The 15,947-nt window shown below is 36.7% G+C and carries 15 protein-coding genes; 13 read left to right on the plus strand and 2 right to left on the minus strand.

Annotated elements, in window-relative coordinates; genetic code table 11:
* Positions 1–54 precede the first annotated feature (54 nt).
* The 6 genes from JP36_RS07780 (at position 55) to JP36_RS07805 (ending at position 6,964) form a co-directional block, all read left to right on the plus strand.
* Positions 55–1,062, plus strand: a complete 1,008-nt coding sequence (locus JP36_RS07780) for a zinc-binding alcohol dehydrogenase family protein (RefSeq protein WP_039084224.1) — start codon at positions 55–57, stop codon at positions 1,060–1,062.
* 113 nt (positions 1,063–1,175) lie between these two features.
* Positions 1,176–2,162, plus strand: a complete 987-nt coding sequence (locus JP36_RS07785; protein ID WP_018346131.1) for a C4-dicarboxylate TRAP transporter substrate-binding protein — start codon at positions 1,176–1,178, stop codon at positions 2,160–2,162.
* 54 nt (positions 2,163–2,216) lie between these two features.
* Positions 2,217–2,711: a TRAP transporter small permease gene (locus JP36_RS07790; RefSeq protein ID WP_018346132.1), complete on the plus strand. Its 495-nt coding sequence runs from the start codon at positions 2,217–2,219 to the stop codon at positions 2,709–2,711.
* Positions 2,708–4,000: a TRAP transporter large permease gene (locus tag JP36_RS07795; protein ID WP_039173641.1), complete on the plus strand. Its 1,293-nt coding sequence runs from the start codon at positions 2,708–2,710 to the stop codon at positions 3,998–4,000. Before JP36_RS07790 ends, JP36_RS07795 begins: the two co-directional genes overlap by 4 nt.
* A gap of 16 nt (positions 4,001–4,016) precedes the next feature.
* Positions 4,017–5,468: a tagaturonate reductase gene (locus JP36_RS07800; RefSeq protein ID WP_039173643.1), complete on the plus strand. Its 1,452-nt coding sequence runs from the start codon at positions 4,017–4,019 to the stop codon at positions 5,466–5,468.
* Positions 5,469–5,476: 8 nt separating this feature from the next.
* A complete protein-coding gene (locus JP36_RS07805; protein ID WP_039173646.1) occupies positions 5,477–6,964 on the plus strand; it encodes a UxaA family hydrolase in 1,488 nt (495 codons plus the stop codon).
* 79 nt (positions 6,965–7,043) lie between these two features.
* Here the strand turns inward: JP36_RS07805 and gyrB are convergent, their stop codons facing one another.
* Both gyrB and JP36_RS07815 read right to left on the minus strand, forming a co-directional pair.
* The gene (gene gyrB, locus JP36_RS07810; protein ID WP_039173648.1) at positions 7,044–9,464 is read right to left on the minus strand and encodes a DNA topoisomerase (ATP-hydrolyzing) subunit B; all 2,421 of its coding nucleotides are present in this window, start codon (positions 9,462–9,464) and stop codon (positions 7,044–7,046) included.
* A gap of 112 nt (positions 9,465–9,576) precedes the next feature.
* Positions 9,577–10,068 (minus strand): hypothetical protein, encoded by a 492-nt coding sequence (locus JP36_RS07815; RefSeq protein WP_013745312.1) that lies wholly within the window; start codon positions 10,066–10,068, stop codon positions 9,577–9,579.
* Between the two features lie 119 nt (positions 10,069–10,187).
* Here JP36_RS07815 and yihI point away from each other — a divergent pair, with 119 nt between their 5' ends.
* The 7 genes from yihI (at position 10,188) to JP36_RS07850 (ending at position 15,915) form a co-directional block, all read left to right on the plus strand.
* Positions 10,188–10,754, plus strand: a complete 567-nt coding sequence (yihI, locus tag JP36_RS07820) for a Der GTPase-activating protein YihI (protein WP_039173651.1) — start codon at positions 10,188–10,190, stop codon at positions 10,752–10,754.
* A 6-nt stretch (positions 10,755–10,760) separates the two neighbouring features.
* On the plus strand, positions 10,761–11,195 hold the full coding sequence (locus JP36_RS07825; RefSeq protein ID WP_039173653.1) for a DUF2489 domain-containing protein: 435 nt from the start codon (positions 10,761–10,763) through the stop codon (positions 11,193–11,195).
* Between the two features lie 22 nt (positions 11,196–11,217).
* On the plus strand, positions 11,218–12,585 hold the full coding sequence (gene hemN / locus JP36_RS07830) for an oxygen-independent coproporphyrinogen III oxidase (RefSeq protein ID WP_039173655.1): 1,368 nt from the start codon (positions 11,218–11,220) through the stop codon (positions 12,583–12,585).
* 15 nt (positions 12,586–12,600) lie between these two features.
* Entirely contained in the window at positions 12,601–13,158 is a 558-nt protein-coding gene (locus tag JP36_RS07835; RefSeq protein WP_039173657.1) for a YggT family protein, read from the plus strand.
* Complete coding sequence (gene yggU / locus JP36_RS07840; protein ID WP_013745317.1) at positions 13,158–13,445, plus strand: DUF167 family protein YggU; 288 nt, start codon at positions 13,158–13,160, stop codon at positions 13,443–13,445. The genes JP36_RS07835 and yggU overlap by 1 nt, the downstream gene beginning before the upstream one ends.
* Positions 13,446–13,731: 286 nt before the next feature.
* Positions 13,732–14,478, plus strand: coding sequence for a hypothetical protein (locus JP36_RS07845; protein WP_013745318.1), 747 nt, complete (start codon positions 13,732–13,734; stop codon positions 14,476–14,478).
* A 150-nt stretch (positions 14,479–14,628) separates the two neighbouring features.
* Positions 14,629–15,915 (plus strand): porin family protein, encoded by a 1,287-nt coding sequence (locus JP36_RS07850; protein WP_167332837.1) that lies wholly within the window; start codon positions 14,629–14,631, stop codon positions 15,913–15,915.
* Positions 15,916–15,947 lie beyond the last annotated feature (32 nt).

Consider the following 15,947-nt stretch of genomic DNA (forward strand, 5'->3'; position numbering starts at 1 on the left):
AGCACAAATAATAGCCCTGTTGTTAATTTTCAATAAGCAAAAGAAGGATTAAAAATGAAAGCGTTAGTTTGCAATAAACCTTTTGAATTTTCATATAAACAACTCTCAACTCCTACAATCGAAGAAGATCAAGTCTTGCTTAAAGTTGCTGCTGTTGGTATTTGCGGAACAGATATTCACGCATTTGGAGGAAATCAACCTTTCTTTAGTTACCCTCGTATTTTAGGACACGAAGCTAGTGGCATCATTGCTGACATTGGTTCAAAAGTATCTCAATGGAAAGTTGGTCAAAGAGTTGCACTGATTCCTTATGTTTCTTGTGGTGAGTGTGATGCTTGCCGAAGCGGACGCACAAACTGCTGTGAAAAAATTTCTGTTATTGGTGTTCACGAAGATGGTGCATTTAGCGAATATCTTGCTGCCCCTGCTAGAAATATCCTAGCTATAGATGATCAAGTTGATGATATCACTGCTGCATTAATAGAACCTTTTGCAATCAGTGCTCACGCAGTTCGCCGAGCAGAAATTAAAGCCGGAGATGATGTTTTAATCGTTGGTGCCGGTCCTATTGGTCTTGGTGCTGCTGCAATCGCAGCTGCTGATGGGGCAAATGTCGCTATTGCTGATACCAGTGCTGAAAGAAGAGAACATATTAAAACACAGCTTAAACTTCCAGCCTTTAATCCAATTGATGAAAAAGTGGAAAACTTCTTTAACGGGAAATTACCTCTTATTGTCATTGATGCCACTGGTAATCAAAAGGCAATGAATAATGATGTAAATCTCATCCGCCACGGTGGCAGAATTGTTTTTGTCGGTTTATTTAAAGGCGATTTCTCCATTCACGATCCTGATTTCCATAAAAAAGAAACCACTCTTTTAGGAAGTCGCAATGCCACTCCGGAAGATTTTGAAAAAGTACAATCACTTATGGCGCAAGGAAAACTAAGCGCTTCAATGATGCTAACTCATACGTTTAAGTTTGATCAGCTTGCAGAAGTTTTTGAAGAGCAAGTAGTAAACAATAAAGCATTAATAAAAAGTGTTGTCACTTATAAATAAAAAACAGATAAAAATCATAAATTAGCTATTTTTATCACATTATGTTGTTAGGTTCAGCTTGGATCTAACAACACCCAAGTTCACAAACCACCCAAAACTAAGTGAGGAAAATTATGCGTTTATTCAAAAAACCATTAACAACCCTACTATCTTTAGGACTATTTACCCTTTCTGTTAATGCTTTTTCTGCTACAGAAATTATGATTGCTTATGGTAATCAACCGGGCGAACCGATTGATAAAGCAATGCACTTCTGGGCAGATAAAGTGAAAGAAAAATCTAATGGCGACATTATCTTTAAATTATTCCCTTCTAGCCAACTTGGGAGCGAAACAGAAGTGTTAGAACAAGCTCGTTTTGGAGCTAATATTATTACCATTAGTGACTATGGAGCATTAATGGATATCGTTCCTGACTTAGGTGTTATCAATGCTCCGTACTTATCTCAATCTTTTGAGAAAAAATCTAAACTTCTACACTCCGATTGGTTTAAAGGACTTAGTGAGCAATTAGATAAACAAAATATTCATATCGTTATCCCAGATGTCATCTATGGAACTCGTCATCTATTGACTAAAAAACCGGTTACTAAACCAGAAGATTTGAAAGGTATGAAAATAAGAGTTCAGCATTCTAGAGTACCTTTACAAACAATAAAAGCTATGGGTGGAGTACCTACTCCTATGTCACTATCAGATGTTTACCCTGGTTTGTCTGAAGGAATTATTGATGGATTAGAAAATCCACCAGCCGTACTTTATGGTGGCAAATTTTTTGAAGTTGCAAAAAATCTAAATCTCACCGCACATTCAACCCATATGTCTCCTTTTGTAGTGGGAACTGCGTTTTGGGATACACTAACCCCGGAACAACAAAAAATTATTATTGATTCAGGTAACGAGATGGTTGTTTTTGGAGCCAATCAAGTACAAACCGCAGAGAAAGAAGCAATCGAAAACCTTCGCAAAGCAGGAGTGAAAATTAACCAAGTGGATATCAAAGCATTTTCCGATACTGTGAGAAGCAAAATACAAGAAGCATTCCCTGAGTGGACTCCTAACTTATATAAAAATATCCAAGCTCAATTAGAAACTTATTAATAACTTTGATACACGGCGTGTCCTTCACGCCGTTCTTTAACTTTGGAGGGATTTATGAATCAACAACCCCAACAAAAGAAATTTTGGCTTAGTGATATTGATGAAATCCTCGCATCATTTTTCTTAGCATTAATCGTTCTACTTTCAGGCTACGGAGTTATTATGCGCTATTTTCTTAATTCGCCTAGTGCCTGGGTAGAAGAAATGTGTGTTGTGTTCTTTATTTGGTTTACATTTTTAGCATCAAGTGCCTTATGTAAAAATAATGAACTTATTCGCATTGATTTCCTGTTAAGCAAACTTCCTCACAAAATAGCAAACTTTATCGATGGCGTTATACAGCCTTGCATTATGATCTTTGCGTTAGTTTTTATGATCTATTTAGGATTCAAATTATTACCAATGTCCAAGGTGCGTTTTACACCAACACTACATATTTCTTATCTCGCTATTTATGCAATTATTCCAATTAGTGCCTGCTTTATGCTTTATTACGAGATCAGAAAGATTGTCTATTACTTCAGAATTAATCATAGGAGTAAATTATGAGCGTAGTTATCCCTATTACAATTTTGTTAATTCTTTTTGTTATAGGAACTCCTGTTGCATTTTGTATTTTCATTTCCACACTCTGCTATTTTTTGATGAGTGATCTACCAATGATTATGCTTATTCAACGTTTAGCCGGAGGTTTAGAGTCTGTCACTTTATTGGCAATACCATTCTTTATTATGGCAGGTGTTTTTATGAATTACACCGGTATTAGTGCAAGATTACTAAAATTTTGTGAAGTTCTAACCGGACATATGAATGGTGGATTAGCTCAAGTTAATGTGGCATTAAGTACATTAATGGGTGGTCTATCCGGCTCAAATATTGCCGATGCCGCAATGAATTCAAAACTGTTAGTGCCACAAATGGTTGCTCGTGGTTATAGTGCTTCATTTTCTGCCGCTGTTACCGCAGCTGGCTCACTAATTACTCCGATTATTCCGCCAGGTATTGCAATGATTATTTACGGCTATGTGAATAATGTATCTATTGGCAGATTATTCTTAGCCGGCATTATCCCAGGAACATTACTCTGCATCATGATGATGATTTTGGTCTCAATCATTTCTAAAAAAAGAGGATATTTACCAATTAGAGAAAAAAGAGCAAGCTGCAAAGAAATTGCACTTTCCGCTAAAGATGCCGTTCTTGCGTTATTATTACCAATCATCATCATTGGTGGTATTAGAATGGGAATTTTTACTCCTACCGAAGCAGGTGCTGTTGCCGTCATTTATGCCATAATTTTAGGAACTTTAATCTATAGAAATATGAATATAAAACAACTTTGGTTGGCAACCAGGGAATCAGCTTTAGGAGCAGCTAATGTCTTATTAATTATTTGTATGGCTGTTGCTTTCTCTAAATTCTTAACTTGGGAACGTGTTCCTCAAGCATTAGCTCAATGGATGACAACTGTTGTTGATAGCCCAATCACATTCCTTATGTTAGTTAATATTTCATTGCTGATTTTAGGTATGTTTCTTGAAGGCAATGCCATTATGATCGTGCTTGCACCGTTACTTGCACCAATCGCCAATTCATATGGCATAGATCCTATTCATTTCGGTATCGTGTTTATTTTCAATGGTGCAATCGGAACCATCACTCCACCATTAGGCACAGTAATGTTTACTACTTGTTCTATCACAGAAGTACCAATTGAAAAATTTATTAAAGATGTCATTCCTTTTTGGGGACTACTTATCTTTGAATTAATACTACTGACTTATATTCCATCTATTAGCATCTGGTTACCAAACCTCGTTTATGGAATTGCAAATTAATGAAGGACAATAAACTATGAAACAACTCAACCGTACAAACTTTCCAGGAAAGCAATATCCAACAAAAATTATTCAATTTGGTGAAGGCAATTTTTTACGTGCTTTTATTGATTGGCAAATTGATTTATTAAATGAAAAAACTGATTTTAATAGTGGTGTAACCATCGTACGCCCGATTAATACCGACTTTCCGCCATCATTAAATACCCAAGATGGGCTTTATACCACCATTATTCGTGGCTTAAATGAAAAAGGCGAAGCGGTAAAAAAAGTCCGCATTATTCGTTCTGTCAATAATGAAATTAATCCATATCAACAATTTGATGATTACCTTCAATTAGCTCATAACCTTGATATTAAAATTATTTTTTCTAATACCACTGAAGCAGGTATTAGTTATCACGAAGGTGATAAATTAACTGATCGTCCAGCTGTAAGTTATCCAGCAAAATTGACTCAACTTCTCTATGAACGCTTCAAAGTTGTTAATGGTGATAATACTCAAGGTTTTATTTTATTGCCGTGTGAATTAATCGATTATAACGGCGTAACATTAAAACGTCTGGTGCTCCGCTATGCACAAGAATGGCAACTACCAACCCAATTTATCGATTGGCTAGAACAGGCAAATACTTTCTGCTCCACTTTGGTAGATCGTATTGTTACCGGTTATCCCCGCAATGAAGTAGAGCAACTCACTAACGAACTCGGCTATCAAGATCAATTCTTAGATACCGCTGAATATTTTTATTTATTTGTGATTCAAGGTCCAAAATCTTTAGAAAAATTGTTCCGTTTGGATCAACTTAAACTGAATATTTTAGTGGTTGATGACATCAAACCTTATAAAGAGCGCAAGGTGGCTATTTTAAACGGGGCGCACACTTCATTAGTACCGGTTGCATACCTTTCAGGTGTGGATTATGTTGGAGACGCAATGCAAGATCAACAATTGCGCCAATTTGTGATCAATACTTTAGCACAAGAAATTATTCCGGTACTCTCTTTACCACAAGAAGAATTACAACATTTTGCCGATGCAGTTATCGGACGTTTCCAAAATCCATTTATTCAGCACGCACTATTATCCATTTCCCTAAATAGTATGACCAAATATCGTACTCGTATTCTGCCACAACTATTAGCTTATCAGCAAAAATATAAAAAATTACCAGCTCGCTTAACATTCGCATTATCAGCTCTTATTGCTTTTTATCGCGGAAAACGTGATCAACAAATTATTCCATTGAAGGATGATCAAATTTGGTTAGATCATTTTGCAGACTGGTGGCAACAATGGGAGCAAAAAAAGCTTTCCACTAAACAGTTAGTTCAAAACGTTTTAAGCCAAACTGAACATTGGCAGCAGGATTTAACACAGATTCCTGATTTAGTGGATAACGTTGCAGAAAAACTTGATGCTATCCTCAATAAAGGAATACGTAACTCACTATCACAATATTGTTAGAGGAAATTATGAAGCAGTTTATTCAAATTCAAGCACAGGATAATGTTGCTGTTGCTTTACAAAATTTGACCGCAGGCACGGTTATTCCTCTTGCTGATAAAAAAATTATTCTAAAACAGGATATTCCACGTGGACATAAATTTGCTATAAAAGATATTGCTGAACAGGAAAACATTATCAAATATGGTTACCCAATCGGACACGCCAATTGTGCTATTGCGTGTGGTGATTATGTGCATACACATAATGTTAAAACCAATTTAAACGATATTAATGACTATAGCTATCAACCAAACTTTCCAGCAATTAGAATTAATGAGGCAGATCGTGAAGTACAACTTTATCGACGTGCCAATGGTGATGTTGCTATCCGTAACGAACTCTGGATTATCCCAACTGTCGGCTGTGTTGTCGGCATCGCTAATCAAATTCGCCAACAATTTTTACAACAAAATTCGGCAGATGACATTGATGGTGTATTCACTTTTTCTCACAGTTATGGTTGTTCACAACTTGGCGATGATCACCAAAACACCAAAGTAATGTTACAAAATATGGTTAAACATCCTAACGCTGGTGCAGTATTGGTGATCGGTCTTGGATGTGAAAATAACCAAATTGATGCATTTCGGGAAACTTTAGGTGATTACGATCCGCAACGTGTTAAATTTATGGTATCTCAACATTTTGAAGATGAAGTAGAAGCCGGATTAGAATTATTACAACAACTCTATCAACAGATGCGTAATGATCGTCGCCAATCAGGGAAATTGAGTGAAGTGAAATTCGGTTTGGAATGTGGTGGTTCTGATGGGTTATCTGGCATTACCGCCAATCCATTGTTAGGTAATTTCTCTGATTACCTAACCTCTCACGGCGGAACAACAGTATTGACTGAAGTTCCAGAAATGTTTGGTGCAGAACGCATTTTGATGAGCCACTGTCACGATAAACAAACCTTTGATAAAACCGTTGCTATGGTAAATGGCTTTAAACAATATTTTATTTCCCATCATCAACCTATTTATGAAAATCCCTCTCCAGGAAATAAATCAGGTGGGATTACAACATTGGAAGATAAATCCCTCGGCTGCACTCAAAAAGCCGGTCATAGCCAAATTGTTGATGTATTGAAATATGGCGAACGCCTCTCCAAAGCAGGCTTAAATCTATTGACTGCCCCAGGAAATGATGCCGTAGCGACCAGTGCATTGGCAGCTTGCGGTTGTCATATGGTGTTGTTCACCACCGGTCGTGGCACACCATATGGTGGTTTTGTACCAACAATGAAAATTTCTACTAATAGTGAATTAGCACAACGAAAACGCAATTGGATCGATTTCAATGCAGGACGTTTAGTTGAAGACATTGATATGCCTCAGTTATTGAATGACTTTATTAATAATATTGTTGAAATCGTAAACGGAAAACCAACAAAAAATGAAATAAACCAATTTAGAGAACTGGCAATATTTAAGAGTGGAGTAACTTTGTAGAAAAACGTTGTAAATAACCCAATACAAAAACGGCATAACCTACATTACAGTAAGTTATACCGTTTTTTAATAGCTAAAATTAAATGTCTAAATTAGCGTGCAATGCATTAGTTTCAATGAAATCACGACGAGGTTCAACTTCATCTCCCATTAAAGTAGTGAAAATTTGGTCTGCAGCCACCGCATCACGAATGGAAACTTTTAACATACGACGCGCTTCTGGATCCATTGTAGTTTCCCATAATTGCTCAGGATTCATTTCTCCCAATCCTTTATAACGTTGCACTGACAAACCACGACGAGATTCTTTCACTAACCAGTCAATTGCTTGTTCAAATGAAGTAATGTTAAAACGGCGTTCACCACGAGTAACATATGCTCCATCTTCAATCAGGTTGCGTAATTGATGACCAAGTTTCAATAATAATACATATTCACTGCCTTCGATAAAGTGGAAATCCAAGGCGTAATCGGTATCAATGCCGTGAGTACGCACGGTAATCACTGGCTCATATAAATGACGTTCAGCATTATATTGCACTTTTGAAGAATAATGTGTGCCGTGTTGTTCTTTGCGGCTCAATGTTGCTACTAGCGTATCCACCCAACTCTTCACTTCCGCTTCTTGCTGCATTAATGCCGGTGTTAAATCATCCTGATAAATCAACTCCCGCAAAATTGCCGCTGGATAACGGCGAGATACACGATTAATCATTTTATTAACTCGATTATATTCCGCTACCAAATTTTCCAGCGGTAACCCTTTCATTGCTGGAGCAGTCGAGTTGACATACAACGCCGCACCGTCTAACGCAATCGCCAATTCATATTGAGTCATCGCGTCGTCATCTTTAATATATTGTTCCTGTTTACCTTTCTTCACTTTGTAAAGCGGTGGTTGAGCAATATAAACGTGTCCACGTTCAATCAATTCCGGCATTTGACGATAAAAGAAAGTTAATAACAGGGTACGAATATGTGAACCATCCACATCCGCATCAGTCATAATAATAATGCTGTGATAACGCAATTTGTCCGGATTATATTCATCACGACCAATACCACAACCCAATGCGGTAATCAGTGCAGCAACTTCCTGAGAAGAAAGCATTCTATCAAAACGGGCTTTTTCAACATTTAAAATTTTTCCTTTTAACGGCAAAATTGCCTGATTTTTACGATTACGTCCCTGTTTTGCTGAACCACCTGCCGAATCTCCTTCCACAATATAGAGTTCTGATAATGCAGGATCACGCTCCTGACAATCCGCTAATTTGCCCGGCAATCCTCCCAAATCCAATGCACCTTTACGACGAGTCATCTCTCTGGCTTTACGTGCTGCTTCCCTTGCGCGGGCAGCGTCAATAATTTTTCCTACAATAATTTTGGCATCATTCGGATTTTCCAATAAATATTCTTGCAAACGCTCACCAACAGCGGATTCGACTACACTTTTCACCTCTGAAGAAACCAATTTATCTTTAGTTTGTGATGAAAATTTCGGGTCTGGTACTTTAACGGAAACAATTGCAACTAATCCTTCACGAGCATCATCTCCTGCCATTGCCACTTTCGATTTTTTGTTGTAACCCTCTTTTTCCATATAATTATTCAGTGTACGCGTCATTGCAGCACGGAAGCCAGCTAAGTGAGTGCCACCATCACGTTGCGGAATATTGTTAGTGAAACAGTATAAATTTTCTTGGAAACCATCATTCCATTGCAATGCAACTTCCACGCCGATACCATCCTTCTCGGTATTAAGATAGAAAGGTTTGCTATGAATCGGATTTTTATTTTTGTTTAAATATTCCACAAATGCTTGAATTCCACCTTCATAATGAAAATGATCGGAACGGTTAGTACGTAAATCTATTAAACGAATGGAAACACCTGAATTTAAAAATGAAAGTTCACGCAAGCGTTTAGATAAAACTTCATATTGAAATTCAGTATCGCTAAAAATAGATGGGCTAGGCCAGAAACGCACAGTTGTTCCTGTTTTATCGCTTTCACCGATAACTGCCAACGGTGCTTGTGGTTCCCCTAAACAGTAAAACTGTTCGTGAACGTGTCCTTCACGGCGAATAGTGAGCTGTAACTTATCAGAAAGTGCATTTACCACTGATACGCCCACGCCGTGCAAGCCACCTGAAACCTTATAAGAGTTGTCGTCAAATTTACCGCCAGCGTGCAATACCGTCATAATTACTTCCGCTGCAGAAACGCCTTCTTCTTCGTGAATACCAACTGGAATACCTCGCCCGTCATCCTGCACGGATACAGAATTATCTTCGTGAATAGTCACGATAATATCTTTACAATAACCGGCTAAAGCTTCATCAATCGCATTATCAACGACCTCAAACACCATATGGTGTAAACCTGTACCATCATCGGTGTCGCCGATATACATACCCGGACGTTTACGCACCGCATCAAGCCCTTTTAAAACTTTAATACTTGATGAATCGTAAGAATTTGACGTTTGATTTGACATAATTATTATCTCTAGTTTTATTCAAAAAATTAGTCTGAATTATAGCAGAAAAGGGCTTTAAATCCTAGAACATACCGATTTTATCGCCCCTGTTTTCGGAAGAAACAATACCTTAACGACGGCATTGCTGTGCGAATTGTTCGCTGGCTTGATCCAACCAACTTTGATTATGGGAAGCCGTTTGATTTTTCATATCACGCAACGCATCATAAATGGCTTGTTCCAGTGTCGGGATGTCCACCTGCTGCCAACAATTTAAATGTTGAAAATTGCTTTGCAAATCGGCAGCAAAAATAATGCCGCTGTAATAATCGTAAATATAGCCGTCAAAACCTTTTCCCTGATCATAAAGCTGATGTTTTAGCTCGGAAATCGGCTGTTTATATTTGCCGTTAAACCAATCAACAACACCGTGTGCAAAAGAATCAACATTAAAATGCTGATTAACTCGTCCTTGATAAGTCTGCTGTGTCGCCTGATAAACCGGTGCATAAGTGCTTTTCACCAGCTGCTCTTGTGGCAGATCAATCACCGGCTTTGCCTCGTGTTGCTGCGCACAGGCGGCTAACAACAAAATCGCTGTCATCAAAAATACTTTTTTCATTGTCTTATGTTTTCCTTGATATTCAATAAATCACTAATATACCTCAAGCAACGGATGATAAATTTTACAATTCAGTGTTATAATCGCAACTTAATTCATCCTTATAACAACTTTTAATTATGAGTCGTCAGAAAAAAACAAGAAAAATCAGTGATTTAATGCCTACACGTAAACAGGATAAAACCGATATTTCCAGCACTAAAAAAGGCAAAAAACCAACAAGATATGAGTTGGATAACAAGGCTTGGGAAGAAAAACGTAAGAAAAAACATAAAGGTCGCCCTTCCGGCAGCCGTTATGCTAACGCTGAAAAAGCGGATATGATTGTGGAGAATGTCAAAAAAGATCCGCGTGTCGGCAGCCGTAAGAAAATCCCACTCATTGTGGAAGAAGTGAATCACCAAGAGAACAGTTCCGCTGAACCAATCGAGATTGTTATTCGTCCGAAAAAAGAACGTTCCGCCGAACAGGAATTATTTGAGTTGGAAAATAACGAAATTCTGAATCAATTGCTTGATCAACTCGAAGCGGGAGCAAAACTTTCGAAGAAAGATCAAGAATTCGTTGATCAATGTTTAGATCGTATTGACGAATTAATGGCAGAATTAGGTATTGAGCCGGAAGATGACGATGAGCAGGATCTTTACTATCAATTTGAAAAAATCAATATCAACCAATTTAAATAAATTACAATGAATATTTCAGTATTACTATTAATTGTCGGCTGTGTCATTATTATTGCAATGGCAAGCTATCTTGTTTGGTTACTGCTTGCCATTAAAAAGCAGAAACGCTTGTTACAACAAGCTTATCAACAACGAATGGATCGATTGTTAGAAAGTATCGAAATTATCGCCAAAGCAATGTTGAGTGATGAATGCAATCATTCCGAGGGTGTGTTACGCTTAAAACCATTGTTAGAAGCTTATGGTAAAATTCAGCTGAATGCTTTCCCAGCGATGCAAGAACTCTACCTCACCGTTAAAGATATGCCTGTTAAGGAAGAACGCCAGGCATTAGATAAAAAAGAGAGAAAAAAGCTCGATCTCACAAGGGAAAGTAAAGAAGCAAAATTAGAAAAGCAAATTAAGTTGGAGTTGCCTCAATTACTTGAGGGTCTTAAATAATCATAATTAGTGGGTATTTATTATGTCAGAAATTTTATGGGATCATAATCTGATTCGAAAATATAACCAATCAGGGCCGCGCTATACTTCATATCCTACTGCGTTAGAGTTTAATGAAGTTTATAACAATGATGATTTTATTATGGCGGCAGAACGTTATCCAACGCGTCCATTATCATTATATATTCATATTCCTTTCTGTCATAAGCTTTGCTATTTCTGTGCGTGTAATAAAGTAATTACACGCCACCAACATAAAGCGGATATCTATTTGGATTACTTGGAAAAAGAGATCCGAACTCGTTCCTCTTTATTTGCTCAACGAACCGTTACTCAAATCCACTGGGGCGGTGGCACACCAACTTATTTAACTGAAGAGCAATCTGAACGTTTAATGTCAATGTTACATCGCTACTTTACTATTAATGAAAAAGCAGAAATCAGCATTGAAATGGATCCTCGTGAAATTGAACTTGCTATGTTGGATCACCTACGTAAAATCGGTTTCAACCGCATCAGTATGGGCGTGCAGGATTTTAACAAAGAGGTTCAAAAAGCAATCAATCGAGAACAGGATGAACAGTTTATTTTTGATTTAATGCATCACGCTCGTGAGTTGGGCTTTCAATCTACCAATCTTGATTTGATTTACGGTTTGCCGTTGCAAACATTAGACAGCTTTATGTTTACCTTGCAGAAAGTGCTTGAATTAAATCCTGATCGCTTAAGTGTTTTCAATTACGCACATTTACCGACACGTTTTGCCGGTCAACGCAAAATTAAACAGGAAATGTTGCCTTCACCGGAAACAAAATTATCTATACTGCAAAATACCATCGAATTTTTAACCAGTTCCGGTTACAAATTTATCGGAATGGATCACTTTGCTAAACCGGATGATGAATTGGCTATTGCGCAAGCAAATGGCGTTTTACATCGTAATTTCCAAGGCTACACCACTCAGGAAGAGTGTGATTTGTTGGGAATGGGGGTTTCCGCCATCAGCTTATTAGGTGACACTTACGCACAAAACCAAAAAGAATTAAAAAGTTACTATGCCGACATTGAGACTCGTGGTATTGCTTTAAACAAAGGTTTAGTAATGACACGTGAAGATTGCTTACGGCGTGATGTAATTAAAGCATTAATTTGTAACTTCAAATTAAAATTTGAAGTTATCGAACAACAATATCAAATCAACTTTAAACAACATTTTGCTGAAGATTTGGCTCTGCTTGCGCCTTTAGTTGAAGATGGGTTACTTAGCATTGATAATGAAAGTATTACTGTTTCATCAAAAGGTCGTCTATTAATTCGTAACATCTGTATGTGTTTTGATACTTACTCTCGTCAGCAAGCGAAACGTCAGCAATTTTCACGTATTATTTAATCAAAAGGATTTCGGATGAATACTTTACAATTTATCGTTCAAACCGTTATTGGCATCTATATTTTTATTTTAGTCGCAAAAGTCTGGTTGCAATATTGCAAAGTTGACTTCTACAATCCGCTTTCGCAAACATTAGTTAAATTAACACAACCAGTGTTATTGCCGTTACGTAAGATCGTACCAATAAAATATGGCATTGATTTTGCAGCAGTTTTAGTTGCTTTTATTCTAGGAGCAATCAAACTACCTTTACTCTATTTTGTTGTTTCCGGACATCTTTCCTTAGAACTTCCTTATGTTCTATTATTAGGTGTACTTTCCGTCGTTAAAGCGTGGGGGGAAATGATCTTTTGGGCAATCTTTTTACGAGCTATTTTAAGCTGGTTCAGTCGTGGCGGAAACCCGTTAGATTATGTGTTATATCAAATTAGTGAACCATTGCTTGCACCAATTCGCCGGATTTTACCTCGTACCGGAATGCTTGATTTTTCAGTAATGGTTTTAGGAATTATCCTTATTTTACTAAATAACATATTGTTCGATCTCTTCGGTCAACTTTGGATGATTGCATAATGGCAGTCAACCGCACTGAAAATGGGTTGTTGTTAAATATCATTCTTCAACCCAAAGCCGGCAAGGATCAAATTGTCGGCTTATATGGCGATGAATTGAAAATCACTATTACCGCACCGCCTATTGACGGCAAAGCCAATGCCCATTTGCTTAAATTTCTTAGCAAACAATTTAAAGTCGCCAAAACACAAATTGAATTACGCAAAGGCGAATTAAGCCGACATAAGCAGGTTTTTATTCCCTCTCCCGAACAAATTCCCCAGCCTATTCTGGATCTACTTGAATAGCACTCCGATTTTATTCAGATTCTTATCGACCTACGGCGTTAGTTGTCATTATTCTCGCTTAAATCCGTACTGAAACAACGATCACAAGGATCGCTTTTTTTCAAAAAAATTTCTCTTCTGCCACTATTTCACCATTAAAAATTTTATCTTTTTGATGCCAAACCCTTGTTTTTTTTTTTTTTTTTTTAAACTAAGAAAGTTTTTGTTTACTAAAACAGTTTAGTAGCAAAACAAAGCTTTCATTGTATTTTTTATTAATTTCACAACACTTTTAACGGAGATTTCTATGCAAAAACTTCCTTTTAAACAAATTGCGCTTGTTACACTTTTTTCACTAGGTATTGTTGCTTGTGGGAGCTCCGGTGGTGGTAACAATTCATCAAGCGGTACTTATGCAATTGGTGATGTAAGATTTGAGAGAGATGGCGCAGGAGAACTCGTTGATGCAAGACATAAAATTGTTAATGCGTCGGAGAGTAATGCAAGCGTTTATAAACAAGTTTATGAAACACTCGTCAATCAAACAGGAGAAAATGCGTATCATCAATCCTATACTGCTTATGGATTACACAATATGGGAACATCTGATTCACCGGACTATCGTGTTGTTTTTGCAGCAAAAGATATACCTAATACCCTACCAACTAACTTAGATGCCAGTTATCAAGGAAAAGCTATTTTCACTGATCCAGAACAAGCAAATCAATTCTTAAGCGGTACAATGAATATGACCATTAAGGATGAGGGAATTACTGGAGCGTTTGACTTTGCTCAAAATGGAAAACTTACTATTGGCGGAGAAATTAACACTGAAGAAAATATGGCTGAAATCAGCAAAATGGGTAATGGGCGTGCTTTTAATATGTTCGGTGAAGTAAACGGTGATATTAAAGGTTATACCCTTAACGGTTATTTCTACGGTTCTGTTGCAGGTAAACAATATGAAGAGGTTGTGGGTGCAATAACCGGTAATTTAAAACAAGGAACGACACAGATTGAAGCGCAAGGCGTATTCGCTGGTAGCAAACAATAATATAACCAATCAATACACTTCATAAGAAGTGTATTGATTATTCTGTAACATTAATGTTTTATGACCATAATGAAAAATAAATTTCTCTTTCCTTTAATCCTTTTTTTATCATTCTCTGTTCAAGCAAATTCTGTTGTATCTACAGAAAATATGCCAAACACTAATATTGATTTTTGGCAAGAACAATTTAAAAATAATAAAGACCTTACTGAAAAAGGATTAAATCTTGCTATTCAACAAAGAGATTTTAATTTAATTAATACATTTTTATCTTTATATCTAACTTTTCCTAAACCGGATCAGTTCTTAGTTCTGTTCGCTGAAAGTCTTTTAGCTCAGAATGAACAAAACTATACCAAATCGATCAATTTATTACGACGAATCCTTGCTATCAATCCTAAATTAAATCCGGTACGGCTCGAATTAGCCAAAGCTCTCTTTTTAAATCAACAAAATAATGAAGCACAAGCGCAATTTGAGCTTGTCAAATCAGATAATTTACCTCCGGCTCTTGAACAACTCATTGATTTATATCTTGAAGCAATTCAACGACGTAATCGTTGGTATAGTCAATTTAACGCCTATTATACCCAAACCGATAATGTCAATAACGTTTCTTCAGATATAAATATTGGGAATACAGGTTTTCGGAAAAATCCAAGTATGCTGCCTCAATCGGCACACGGTATTGCTTTTAGCAACAACATAGGAAAAGATTTCAATCTAATATCTACGCATTATCTTGCCTTAGGAAACTATCTTAATGGTAAATACTATTGGGATAATCACGATTATACTGATATTCAAGATCGCCTTAATCTAGGCTATAAATATAAAAATGCAGTTCAACAATTAGCAATTTTACCTTTTTATCAATGGCGATGGGTAGCTAATAAACGATATCAACAAAGTTATGGTATTTCCCTAGCGTGGTCGCATTGGCTAAATAATCATTTTCAATTATCTAACACACTTGAATACGCAAAAAATAAATATTCACAAACCAAAATATTAGATGGGAATAGCAAATCCATCTCCAGCACTTTATTTTGGTTACCGAAAAGCACTCAATTTATATATATAGGATTTGATGCACTGTGGGAAAATACACAAGAAAAGCAATATTCTCATCATACGCATAGCCTACGCTTAGGTTGGAAACAGGAATGGAAGCTTGGAATTTCTAGTCAGATAAATTTTTCTATTTCAAAACGTAAATATCATGATCAAGCTGTACTAGGGGGCATTTTACCGCTTAATAAAACGAGGAAAGATCATATCTATCAAGCTAACTTAACCCTATGGAAACGTGATTGGCAATGGTGGAATATTACACCAAAACTACAATTTAATTGGAAACAACAGGTAAGTAATATTCCGTCAATGTATTCTTATACAGATAAGAACATCAATCTGTTATTTGAAAAACAATTTTGATTAAATATTTGGAATTAAATATTTACCAAAAT

The organism is Gallibacterium genomosp. 1, from assembly GCF_000771875.1.
Lineage (GTDB): Bacteria > Pseudomonadota > Gammaproteobacteria > Enterobacterales > Pasteurellaceae > Gallibacterium.

What these genes read in the sequence shown, in the direction of transcription:
- JP36_RS07835 (WP_039173657.1), top strand. Translation starts at nt 12,601, where the DNA reads ATGAATACTTTACAATTTATCGTTCAAACCGTTATTGGCATCTATATT.
- JP36_RS07795 (WP_039173641.1), top strand. Translation starts at nt 2,708, where the DNA reads ATGAGCGTAGTTATCCCTATTACAATTTTGTTAATTCTTTTTGTTATA.
- yggU (WP_013745317.1), top strand. Translation starts at nt 13,158, where the DNA reads ATGGCAGTCAACCGCACTGAAAATGGGTTGTTGTTAAATATCATTCTT.
- JP36_RS07850 (WP_167332837.1), top strand. Translation starts at nt 14,629, where the DNA reads ATGCCAAACACTAATATTGATTTTTGGCAAGAACAATTTAAAAATAAT.
- gyrB (WP_039173648.1), bottom strand. Translation starts at nt 9,464, where the DNA reads ATGTCAAATCAAACGTCAAATTCTTACGATTCATCAAGTATTAAAGTT.
- JP36_RS07785 (WP_018346131.1), top strand. Translation starts at nt 1,176, where the DNA reads ATGCGTTTATTCAAAAAACCATTAACAACCCTACTATCTTTAGGACTA.
- hemN (WP_039173655.1), top strand. Translation starts at nt 11,218, where the DNA reads ATGTCAGAAATTTTATGGGATCATAATCTGATTCGAAAATATAACCAA.
- JP36_RS07800 (WP_039173643.1), top strand. Translation starts at nt 4,017, where the DNA reads ATGAAACAACTCAACCGTACAAACTTTCCAGGAAAGCAATATCCAACA.
- JP36_RS07825 (WP_039173653.1), top strand. Translation starts at nt 10,761, where the DNA reads ATGAATATTTCAGTATTACTATTAATTGTCGGCTGTGTCATTATTATT.
- JP36_RS07805 (WP_039173646.1), top strand. Translation starts at nt 5,477, where the DNA reads ATGAAGCAGTTTATTCAAATTCAAGCACAGGATAATGTTGCTGTTGCT.
- JP36_RS07845 (WP_013745318.1), top strand. Translation starts at nt 13,732, where the DNA reads ATGCAAAAACTTCCTTTTAAACAAATTGCGCTTGTTACACTTTTTTCA.
- JP36_RS07780 (WP_039084224.1), top strand. Translation starts at nt 55, where the DNA reads ATGAAAGCGTTAGTTTGCAATAAACCTTTTGAATTTTCATATAAACAA.
- JP36_RS07815 (WP_013745312.1), bottom strand. Translation starts at nt 10,068, where the DNA reads ATGAAAAAAGTATTTTTGATGACAGCGATTTTGTTGTTAGCCGCCTGT.
- yihI (WP_039173651.1), top strand. Translation starts at nt 10,188, where the DNA reads ATGAGTCGTCAGAAAAAAACAAGAAAAATCAGTGATTTAATGCCTACA.
- JP36_RS07790 (WP_018346132.1), top strand. Translation starts at nt 2,217, where the DNA reads ATGAATCAACAACCCCAACAAAAGAAATTTTGGCTTAGTGATATTGAT.